Here is a 7,516-nt window from a genome sequence, read left to right as displayed (position 1 = left end):
TCGTCGGATCAGCGGCAGCTGTTCAAGGAATTGCCGTCATCGGATGTCGTTCCACCGTATGAGGTGCTCTCCCGCAACGCGCACGGTGAACTCGCGGCCGAATGGGTCACTCCACTTGACCAGGCCTGGCGCCAGGACGCGGCCTCCGGGCGATGAACGAATCACGCGTGACGCGGCGCGCCCTGTTGCTCGCCGCACCGGCGGTTGTGCCAGTCGTCGTCGTCCTTGCCGGCAGTCTGGGCGCCGCCCTGCTGCAAAGCGTGGGGCTGATGCCCTTTACTGGACCGGCCACGTTCACGCTTGAGCCCTGGACCAGCAACGCCGGCGGGCTGGCACGCTCCAGCGGCAGCTGTTCAAGGAATTGCCGTCATCGGATGTCGTTCCACCGTATGAGGTGCTCTCCCGCAACGCGCACGGTGAACTCGCGGCCGAATGGGTCACTCCACTTGACCAGGCCTGGCGCCAGGACGCGGCCTCCGGGCGATGAACGAATCACGCGTGACGCGGCGCGCCCTGTTGCTCGCCGCACCGGCGGTTGTGCCAGTCGTCGTCGTCCTTGCCGGCAGTCTGGGCGCCGCCCTGCTGCAAAGCGTGGGGCTGATGCCCTTTACTGGACCGGCCACGTTCACGCTTGAGCCCTGGACCAGCAACGCCGCCCTTTACTGGACCGGCCACGTTCACGCTTGAGCCCTGGACCAGCAACGCCGGCGGGCTGGCACGCTCCGCAGCGGTATCGCTGTACATCGCCGCGGCATCGACGCTGCTTGCCTGCACCGTGGGCTTCGCGGCTGCCGCCTACATTCTGGCCATGCCGCGGGCCGGGCGTTTGGTCGCAGCGGTCAGTGCCGCCACCATCCCCATCCCACACCTGATCGGTGCCGGCGCCGTGGGACTGCTGCTCTCGGACGCAGGCTTTTTGGCACGTATTTTAGGGATGCCCGACGGCGGCTTCCCCACCTTCGTCGGCGGCCCGTTCTGGAGTGCTGTCATCTTCGAATACGCGTGGAAGGAATCGGCGTTTGTGGCCCTGGTCATCGTTGGCAGTCTGGCCCGCTCCGTGGGCGGGCTATGCGTATCGCTGTACATCGCCGCGGCATCGACGCTGCTTGCCTGCACCGTGGGCTTCGCGGCTGCCGCCTACATTCTGGCCATGCCGCGGGCCGGGCGTTTGGTCGCAGCGGTCAGTGCCGCCACCATCCCCATCCCACACCTGATCGGTGCCGGCGCCGTGGGACTGCTGCTCTCGGACGCAGGCTTTTTGGCACGTATTTTAGGGATGCCCGACGGCGGCTTCCCCACCTTCGTCGGCGGCCCGTTCTGGAGTGCTGTCATCTTCGAATACGCGTGGAAGGAATCGGCGTTTGTGGCCCTGGTCATCGTTGGCAGTCTGGCCCGCTCCGTGGGCGGGCTATGCGACGCCGCTGCAACACTGGGTGCGGCACCGTTGCAGCGGATCACCCACGTGGTGCTGCCGCTGGCGCTGCCGGCACTGGCCGTTTCAGGGCTGATCGTTTTTGTTTACACCCTTGGCTCCTACGAGGTTCCCTGGCTTCTGGGCCGGATCAGCCCCGAAGCTCTGCCGGTCCGGGCGGTGCGCCTGTTCGGGTCCATAGACCTGGACTCCCGGCCACAGGCGATGGCTACCGCCCTGGTATCGGTTATGGCCGGTGCCGTAGCCATCATCGGTGGACTGATCCTGCTTCGGCGATTGCGCGGACTGCGATGATCCCGACACTCCAACGGCCGCCCCCCTCCATGCGGACCAGCATGCCCGGCGGCGCGGCCGGGCGGACGCTGATGGGATTGCTGCTGATCCTGTGGTTTACGTTACCGATGATTCCCGTGGCCCTGTGGGCGGTGGCCGGCCGGTGGCATGCCCCTGCCGTCCTGCCGCAAACCTACAGTTGGGAAGGGTGGTCATCTGCCGCGTCCTCCGGATTGTTTCCGGCACTGCTGGCATCGGCACTTCTTGGTGCGGGTGTGGCCATCCTCGCCACACCGCTGGGTTTCATGGCAGCGGTTTCCATCCGGCGTCTTCCCCGGCGGTACGCCCGGCCCGTTGAGGGGATCCTGCTGGCCCCCTTGGCGATACCGCCGTTTGCTCTGGTCATGGGAATGAACGTGGTCCTGTTGCGCGCCCATGTGCCCGCAGCCGCAGGCGTGTTGTTGTTGCTCGTTGTCACGGCACTGCCCTACACGGTATTCATGTTCCGCAGCGCCCTGGCCGGATACGACGACAGGTTTGAGGAAGCCGCCCGTTCCCTGGGCGCCTCGAAAGCACAATCGATCCGTCATGTCCGCCTTCCGCTGCTCACAGCCGCAACGTCACGGGCGGCGTTCCTGGCGTTTCTCGTCGGCTGGGGGGATTACATCGTCACGCTGATAGTCGGCGGCGGCCAGCTCAGGACCCTTCCGATGACCCTGGCGTCAGCAGCATCAGCCACCGGCAATGAACAACTCACGGCCGTCCTCTCACTGACGGTGGTCCTGCCGCCCCTTGCCCTGCTGACCGCACTGCTGCTCACCCGGCGGCATGGAAGGATCCGATGAGTTCACGGCTTGAGCTGAAAACCATCAGCCACCGGTATTCCGACGCGAAAGAGGACGTGCTCAAGGACATCTCCCTGACCGTCGAAGCCTCGCGGAGTGTTGCGCTGCTGGGCGCTTCAGGCAGTGGCAAATCAACGCTCCTGCGGGTGGCCGCAGGCCTGGAGAACCCCGCCGCCGGAAAAGTACTCGTCGATGGGGAGGATCTGGCAGGCACGCCTCCCGACCGTCGTGGTATCGCATTGGTGTTCCAGAATCCACTGCTGTTCCCGCACTTAAACGTTGTCGATAACGTCGCATTTTCGGCCCGCATGGCCGGTTTTTCCAGAAGGCGTGCCCGCCGTCAGGCACTTGAGTACCTTGATCTGGTCCAGCTCCAGGATTTTGCACACCGCCACCCCTGGCAGCTGTCCGGCGGGCAGGAGCAGCGCGTATCGCTGGCGCGGGCGTTGGCCAGGCAGCCGCGGCTGCTGCTTCTGGATGAACCTTTCAGCTCGCTTGATTCAAGACTGCGCGAAGATATGTACAACCTGGTTTCACTCATCCGCGAACAACTCGAACCCACCATTGTGATGGTCACCCATGACCGGCGGGAAGCTTCAGTGCTCGCGGACTCCATCGCGGTCCTCGACACAGGGCGCATCCTGCAGCACGGCCCGGTCCCCCAACTGCATTACCGCCCCGATTCCCTCGCAGTCAGCAGAATACTGGGAGGACTCAACGAAATCCCCGGCGAAGTCACCGGCGGAATCCACAGTTCAGCGCTCGGCCGTATCAAGGTCCAGGACACGGTCGACGACGGCGCCGCCTACCTGGTGATCCGGCAGGAAACCGTCAATCTCGTCTCCGCCGGCACCGGCGTGGTGGATGGATCAATAGCCTCCATCAAGTCAATGGGAGCCCATACACTGGTCACACTGACCATCGATAATGGGAGCACAGCCAAGCCTGCTGTGCGCATATCAGCCGAAGTGGTGGGTGCCCCGGACCTCTCGATCGGCGAGCTGGTTGGTGTCGACTTCGAAAAATCCGCCGCCTGGGCCGTCAACAGCTGAAGCCCGCTTACTCGTATCTACTCCTGCCTATTCCCGCCCAGGCGAATCTCCTGACGTTTAGAGCCCGCCGTCTTACCGCCAACGTCTCACCGCCCATCGTCAAAATGGCCTGTGCGGGATAAGTTGGAAATTGATCCGATGAGCACCGCCATACAGATCAGGAGCCGTTATGGACATGCAGCAGAGACGTCTACCGCCCACTGTCTTACCGCCAACGTCTCACCGCCCATCGTCAAAATGGCCTGTGCGGGATAAGTTGGAAATTGATCCGATGAGCACCGCCATACAGATCAGGAGCCGTTATGGACATGCAGCAGAAGACCGTTGGTGGCATCACCAACCGGTGGCTTGAGCACGGCTCCGGCCGGCCGGTTGTTCTGATCCACGGGATACCCACCTCGCCCCGGTTGTGGCGCCACGTCATGCCGCTGATCCGCGGCCGTTCCATCGCATGGGAAATGCATGGCTACGGCTCCAGCATCCCCGTCCATCAAGAGGAGAACATCGGCCTGTCGGCGCAGGCGGACTACCTCCAGGGTTGGCTGGATTCACTCGAGCTTGACGAGCCCCCGGTGCTGGTGGGCCATGATCTCGGCGGCGGAGTGGCACAAATAGCCGCTGCCCGGGCACCGGAACGTTTCGCCGGCCTGATGTTCACCAATGCAGTCTGCTACGATTCCTGGCCCATTCCGAGTGTGAAGATGATGCAGCGCTTGGCACCGGTCCTGCGGCACCTTCCCGAGGTGCTGCTGTACCCAACATTCGTCCAACTCATCCACCGCGGCCACGACAACAGGCAGCGCGCCCTCGAATCCCTCGGCGAGCACTGGGCCCCCTATGTCGCCCACGGCGCCGCGCGAAGCATGATGCGTCAGGTCGCCGCCCTCGACGTGCGGGACACCATCAGGATCGCGGACCGGCTGCCGTCTCTGGGACTGCCCGCACGCGTCATTTGGGGTCTATCGGCGCAGGCGGACTACCTCCAGGGTTGGCTGGATTCACTCGAGCTTGACGAGCCCCCGGTGCTGGTGGGCCATGATCTCGGCGGCGGAGTGGCACAAATAGCCGCTGCCCGGGCACCGGAACGTTTCGCCGGACTGATGTTCACCAATGCAGTCTGCTACGACTCCTGGCCCATTCCGAGTGTGAAGATGATGGCGCGGCTGGCACCGGTCCTGCGGCACCTGCCCGAGGTGCTGCTGTACCCAACATTCGTCCAACTCATCCACCGCGGCCACGACAACAGGCAGCGAGCCCGCGAATCCCTCGGCGAGCATTGGGCCCCCTATGTCGCCAACGGCGCCGCGCGAAGCATGACGCGGCAGGTCGCCGCCCTCGACGTGCAGGACACCATCGCAATCGCGGACCGGCTGCCGTCTCTGGGACTGCCCGCACGCGTCATTTGGGGCGAAGCGGACCACTTCCAGAAGGTACAGTACGGCGAACGTCTGGCGGCTGACCTTGGGGCTGAATTAACGCGCATACCGGGTGGGAAACATTTCACACCGGAGGACCACCCTAACGACGTCGCCGCCGAAATCAACACCCTGCTGGAGCGCTGATCCCCGCCAGAAAAGCTCAATAACCTTGAATTGGCGGGGTCTCAAAAAGAATTCTAAATGATACCAATCCGGTAACGGGGCCCGTCCCAGGACACCATCGCAATCGCGGACCGGCTGCCGTCTCTGGGACTGCCCGCACGCGTCATTTGGGGCGAAGCGGACCACTTCCAGAAGGTACAGTACGGCGAACGTCTGGCGGCTGACCTTGGGGCTGAATTAACGCGCATACCGGGTGGGAAACATTTCACACCGGAGGACCACCCGAACGACCTCGCCGCCGAAATCAACGCCCTGCTGGAGCGGTGACCGCCGGGTATCCCGCGGCAATCTCCTACCGCCGGACCGGCTCCCCGGTGCTGGAAACGGCTGGTCCTCCCGGCGTCGGGCATAGTAATGCAAAAACCGCCACTGTCAGCGGCAGAACGGCGAGGATGAGTTCCGGAGCAGCGTAGTTGCCCGGGGCCGGCGTCATCCTGCTTGGTGAAGCGTACCGGGTTTGATGGAGGCATTGATTACCCGGGAGGATAGTTTTACCCCAGCACAACGGAAGTACCCTGCGGAGTTGCGTGAGCGGGCAACGCGGATGGTTATGGATGCGAGGAAGGACCCGGCGACCAGGGCCGGGGCGTTTGGGCGGGTCGGTGAGCAGTTGGGGTGAACCCCGAGGCGCTGCGTACCTGGGTCAAGCGCGCGGAGATCGACGAGGGTCTGCGCCCGGGGATGACAAGCACTGATTCGGATCGGATCACAGAGCTTGAACGTGAAGTGCGCGAACTGCGCCGGGCCAGTACGATCCTGAAGCAGGCGTCGGCTTTTTTCGCGGCGGAGCTCGACCGCCCGTTGAGATGATGTGCGCCTTCATCGACAAGTACCGTCATGAACACGGGGGCGAGCCGATCTGCACGGTTCTGCAGTTCGCCCCGAGCACCTGCTACGCCCGCCGGTCCCGCCCGGCCTCTGCCAGAGCAGTCAGAGACCGTGTGTTGGGAGAAAAGATCGAGAGAATCCATGCGGAGAATTACGGTGTGTACGGTGCCCGGAAGGTCCATCAGGAGCTGGGCCGCCATGGAATAACGGCGGCACGGTGCACCGTGGAGCGGCTCATGCGAGCCAAGGGCCTGCGCGGAGTGTCCCGGGCGAAGGGACCGCGCACGACGAGACCGGCGGCGGAGACGAACAGGCCCACCGACCTCGTTGAACGGTGTTTCACAGCCGATGCTCCGAACCGGCTGTGGGTCGCCGATATCACCTACGTCCGCACGTTCGCTGGCTGGGTGTACGCCGCGTTTGTCATCGACGTCTTTTCCCGCCGCGTCGTGGGCTGGCAAGTGTCCACCAGCCTCTACACCGATCTGGCGCTGGACGCCCTGGAGATGGGGATCTGGGCTCAGACCCGCGGTCCTCACCGGACTTTGAAATGGCCCTGGCGCCACCCCAAACCCCGAAAATTAGCCCAACCTGCCCACGCTTAGATACGAAGGGCCTGATTACGGGCTCGCTCAATGTGCGGGCAATTTCCCCCCGTTACCTTTTTAGTAGCCCCTGGTTGAGCGAGAATTGGGGTTGCTGGCCTGTCGGTCCTGGCATGATTTTTACCCCCAGTCCTTGATGATCCGGGGGGTGTTGTCACCGGGTGCCGATAGGTGTCAGGTGATCGCTGATGGGGACAAGACCAGTCGCGTTTTGATGGCGACAAGTCAGCCGTAACGTGGATGCCGACGCTTGCCACCGCAGGACAGACCAGCACCGTTTTACGCAGGTTCAACGATCTGGAGGTGTGCGGTGATCAGAGATTATGAGAGCGTCGATGTCTTTATCGGCGTCGACGTTGGCAAGAGCGACCATCATGCGGTGGCGCTGGATAAATCGGGCAAGAAGCTGCTCGATAAGGCGCTGCCCAATGACGAGGCGAAACTACGGTCCATCATTGATCAGCTGGCCGACTACGGGTCGTTGCTGCTGGTCGTGGACCAGCCGGCCACCATCGGAGCGTTGCCGGTCGCGGTGGCTCAGGCCGCCGGCATCCTGGTCGGCTACCTGCCCGGCCTCGCCATGCGAAGAATTGCAGATCTGCACCCTGGTGAGGCTAAAACCGATGCCCGGGATGCGGCAATCATCGCCGAGGCCGCACGGACCATGCCGCACACCCTGCGTTCGATCGTCGTGGCCGACGAGCAGGCCGCCGAACTGTCCATGCTATGTGGGTTCGATGACGATCTGGCCGCTCGGGCAGGAAGCTGCTCGATAAGGCGCTGCCCAACGATGAGGCGAAACTACGCGCCATCATTGATCAGCTGGCTGGCTACGGGTCGTTGCTGCTGGTCGTGGACCAGCCGGCCACCATCGGAGCGA

Annotated in this window: 8 protein-coding genes and 1 other annotated feature; all 8 genes read left to right on the top strand. The window is 63.7% G+C overall.

Translation table 11 applies throughout. The features are described 5' to 3' along the window. Positions 1-483 precede the first annotated feature (483 nt). The gene (locus Y707_RS0115880) at positions 484-687 is read left to right on the top strand and encodes a hypothetical protein (protein WP_026535815.1); all 204 of its coding nucleotides are present in this window, start codon (positions 484-486) and stop codon (positions 685-687) included. Further along, positions 632-1,726 (top strand): ABC transporter permease family protein, encoded by a 1,095-nt coding sequence (locus Y707_RS0115875; RefSeq protein WP_155853044.1) that lies wholly within the window; start codon positions 632-634, stop codon positions 1,724-1,726. Before Y707_RS0115880 ends, Y707_RS0115875 begins: the two co-directional genes overlap by 56 nt. A 29-nt stretch (positions 1,727-1,755) precedes the next feature. Continuing rightward, a complete protein-coding gene (locus Y707_RS0115870) occupies positions 1,756-2,550 on the top strand; it encodes an ABC transporter permease (RefSeq protein WP_026535813.1) in 795 nt (264 codons plus the stop codon). Beyond that, a complete protein-coding gene (locus Y707_RS26680; protein WP_051442098.1) occupies positions 2,547-3,602 on the top strand; it encodes an ABC transporter ATP-binding protein in 1,056 nt (351 codons plus the stop codon). The genes Y707_RS0115870 and Y707_RS26680 overlap by 4 nt, the downstream gene beginning before the upstream one ends. A gap of 302 nt (positions 3,603-3,904) precedes the next feature. After that, a complete protein-coding gene (locus tag Y707_RS30020; protein ID WP_216699267.1) occupies positions 3,905-5,164 on the top strand; it encodes an alpha/beta fold hydrolase in 1,260 nt (419 codons plus the stop codon). Positions 5,165-5,818: 654 nt separating this feature from the next. Then, positions 5,819-6,013, top strand: coding sequence for a transposase (locus Y707_RS30015; RefSeq protein WP_081744934.1), 195 nt, complete (start codon positions 5,819-5,821; stop codon positions 6,011-6,013). Continuing rightward, positions 5,974-6,087: a sequence feature (AL1L pseudoknot), on the top strand. Its footprint overlaps the gene before it by 40 nt. After that, positions 6,010-6,636, top strand: coding sequence for an IS3 family transposase (locus Y707_RS26665; protein WP_081744933.1), 627 nt, complete (start codon positions 6,010-6,012; stop codon positions 6,634-6,636). It overlaps the preceding feature by 78 nt. The genes Y707_RS30015 and Y707_RS26665 overlap by 4 nt, the downstream gene beginning before the upstream one ends. A gap of 313 nt (positions 6,637-6,949) precedes the next feature. After that, on the top strand, positions 6,950-7,516 hold a 567-nt coding region (locus tag Y707_RS26660; protein ID WP_442853303.1), incomplete at its 3' end, for an IS110 family transposase.

The sequence above is a fragment of the Arthrobacter sp. H14 genome (genome assembly GCF_000520495.1).
Lineage (GTDB): Bacteria > Actinomycetota > Actinomycetes > Actinomycetales > Micrococcaceae > Arthrobacter_C.
The sequence above is the reverse complement of the archived record's forward strand: the minus strand, read 5'-3'. Positions and strand labels throughout refer to the sequence as shown.